Origin of the sequence: Bradyrhizobium sp. INPA03-11B (genome assembly GCF_040446015.1) — a bacterium.
GTDB lineage: Bacteria > Pseudomonadota > Alphaproteobacteria > Rhizobiales > Xanthobacteraceae > Bradyrhizobium > Bradyrhizobium macuxiense_A.
The window spans coordinates 1-2734 of sequence record NZ_JASGSR010000249.1; the positions used below are offsets into that span (position 1 = coordinate 1).

General features: G+C 64.3%; 4 protein-coding genes. 2 read left to right on the top strand and 2 right to left on the bottom strand.

The features are described 5' to 3' along the window. Positions 1–69: 69 nt before the first annotated feature. Positions 70–513 (bottom strand): nuclear transport factor 2 family protein, encoded by a 444-nt coding sequence (locus tag QMZ05_RS40645; RefSeq protein ID WP_353705863.1) that lies wholly within the window; start codon positions 511–513, stop codon positions 70–72. Between the two features lie 463 nt (positions 514–976). Then, positions 977–1813 carry a hypothetical protein gene (locus tag QMZ05_RS40650; RefSeq protein ID WP_353705864.1) on the bottom strand — a complete coding sequence of 279 codons (837 nt, stop codon included), beginning with the start codon at positions 1811–1813 and terminating at the stop codon, positions 977–979. Between the two features lie 141 nt (positions 1814–1954). Between QMZ05_RS40650 and QMZ05_RS40655 the strand changes: the two genes are divergently transcribed. After that, the gene (locus QMZ05_RS40655) at positions 1955–2194 is read left to right on the top strand and encodes a hypothetical protein (RefSeq protein WP_353705865.1); all 240 of its coding nucleotides are present in this window, start codon (positions 1955–1957) and stop codon (positions 2192–2194) included. Between the two features lie 79 nt (positions 2195–2273). Then, complete coding sequence (locus QMZ05_RS40660; protein WP_246667805.1) at positions 2274–2465, top strand: hypothetical protein; 192 nt, start codon at positions 2274–2276, stop codon at positions 2463–2465. The last annotated feature ends 269 nt before the right edge of the window (positions 2466–2734 follow it).

Genomic DNA, 2734 nt, shown 5'->3' on the forward strand with positions numbered 1-2734 from the left:
CCCTAACCCTCCCCCACAAGGGGGGAGGGAACGGAAAGAGTCGCGCGAAGTGGAGAGACTATCCCGTGCCTAGTCTGCGTTCTGCCCGGTCAGCGCTGCCGCGACGTCACGCTCCAATACCTGCTGGACGAGGTCGAATGTGTCGATGATCTCGCGGATCTCGGTGATCAGGCCGTCGCGCAGCGTGTAGAACACCGCGACGTCGAACTGCACCACGCGGGCGTTGGTGCGCTTGCGGAAGAACACGCGGAGCTGCGCTGCGACCTTGTCGCTTTCGGCAACCACGATCGGCGCTTCATAGCGCATGTCGGAATAGCGCTCGTGGATCGTGGTCCACATCTGGCGCAGCGCGGCCTTGCCGCGGTGCTGGCCCATATGCGGGAGAATGTCGATCGGGGCGTTGGCAAGGAACGCGACATCGTCGCTGCAGCGCTCGAGCGCGCCCTCGATGCCGCCGGCATAATAGACATCGAGGAAGTTCAGGACGCGTTGCCGGTTCAAATCCTCGCCCATGATCAACTCCGCCGGTTCCATCCGACTCGCCTTTGATCTGCCTTCGCCCACATTCTGAACCGAAGCGTTCCACAATCAAACACATGTTTGACGCGCGAAACGCGATTAGGTTCGTCAACCAGTGCGTGCATTATGGCACAAATTGCAGGGGAGAGCCGGGCGGCGCCGCGCCGATCGCGTCTCGCGCGCGGCGGCAGGTGACCTCGAATTAATGAAACCTCCGCGCGGACCCCCGGTTGGACTCGCACGGGCGACGCATCCACGACCAGGAGTTCCTGATGAGAAACACCGTGCCGCTTGCTGTCGCCGTCATGCCGGTTGCCTCCAAATAGCCAATCAAGAGCGCGCGCCGCGCGACGGTGAGCCGGCGCTGGCGCCGGTCGAGGCCTTGAGCTCCTCCGGGGCCGGCCGGTGAGATCGCGCCGGCTCGCTGTCGCGGCGCGCTAATCCGCCGGCGCGGCCTTTAATTCGCCGGCACGGCCTTGCCGGTCACGAGGTCGATGATGAACCGCTTCTTCCGCTCCGAGCCCTCCGGAACAAAGGCCTCGCCGGGCAAGAGGTCGTGGTAAAGCTCCTTCGGCTTCGCAAAGCCTTCGCTGCAGGCGGTGCGGATGGTTTCGTCGTCGGCATAATCGACGTCGACCGCGACGGTGTTGCGGCGGGGGCCGGCGGCGAGGTTGGAGAGACCGAAATATTTCGGCCCCTCGTTGCACATCACGACATTGGCGCCATAGGCGCTGACCGCATCCTCGGCCCGGAGCAGGAAGTCCGGCGTGATCTCGATCCGCTTGCCGGGCTTGCTGGCAAATTCCATCCGCGCCACCGCGCTTTCGAGGATGCCCTGGCCCATGTGACCGACCGTGCAGACCAGCACATCCTGCTGCGTGTCCTTGGCCACAACGATGCAGTCGTGGCCTTGCGCGCCGGGCAGGAAGCGCAAGAAACGGGTGGCAAAGCGGGTCGCCTTGCCGTCCTGCTCGAACAGCGCGACGCCGCCGAAATCGGTCGCGTGCGGCTCGCACTCGCTTTCATAGTTCACGACCAGCAGCGCGCTGCCCGCGGCGAGGAAGCGTCCGGCGTAATGCTCCTTGGTCAGCTTGACGTCGCACGCCCGGCCGCCGGGATAGGATTTCGCCCGCGTGCAGGTCGATCCCTTGATGTTGGCGCTCGCGCAGAATGTCGCGAGCAGCGCGCGGTCGCTGTCCTCGGCGTGCGCTGGGCTGGAGATGAACTGGCTGGTGACGAACAGGATCGCCGCGCCGAGTGCCGGCGCGAGCAGGGCAATATGTGATGTCCGCATGATCTTCAAAACACTGCCCGCAATGCGGCGGCATTTAGAGCATGATTGAGGCCTGCGCGCAGCGGATTTCCGCGGCGACGGGGCGGGAACCGGCAGGGTGGCTTGGCCGTTGATGCCTGACAATTCCATTGGAGCTGGATCATGAAATCCATTCTTGTCGCATCCATTATTGCCGTCAGTGCGCTTGCCGCAACTTCGCCCGCCGACGCCAAGGGCTGCATCAAGGGCGCGGTCGTCGGCGGTGTCGCCGGCCACTATGCCGGCCATCACGGCATGCTCGGCGCCGCCGCCGGATGCCTCTACGGCCGCCATCACGCCAAGGAACAGGAACGTCAGCGTCAGCAGCAACAGGCGCAGCCTTCGCAGCAGGAGAAGCTGTAAGGCCGGCCAGTTGTGAAGTCGCGTTTCCGGAACGCCGCCCGTAGGGGCGGCGTTGTCTTGTTGCGTAACGGAGACGATGATGACGAAACCAAAAACCAAGACCATCCAGCCCGTTCCCGACGACAACAAGAGCCACAAGGGCCCCGGCAGCACCCCCGGCGTTCCCCTCGACACCACCAAGGGCCATCGCGACGACGAGAAGCACAACATCCGCGAGCAGGCCGCGCACGGCAATCTGACCCAGAACACCAGCAACAAGCGGTCGGGGTAGGGCGCGGGGCGCCGCATCCTCAGCGTCGTCCCTGCGAAAGCAGGGACCATAACCACCGCATTCGATAGTGAACGGGATCGCGGCCCCAGCGCCGCCCAACAATGCGCGTTTGGGGTAATGGGTCTTGGCCTTTGCCGGGACGACGGTGAGGATGGTTCTCGATTCAAGATGCCGCACACGCGATGACAGCCGGTAGCAACCATTAAGTCGTGACGCCGGTTTCGCGCCAAGGCGTCCCGCGCTGTACGACGGTGTTGGCATAGATCAGC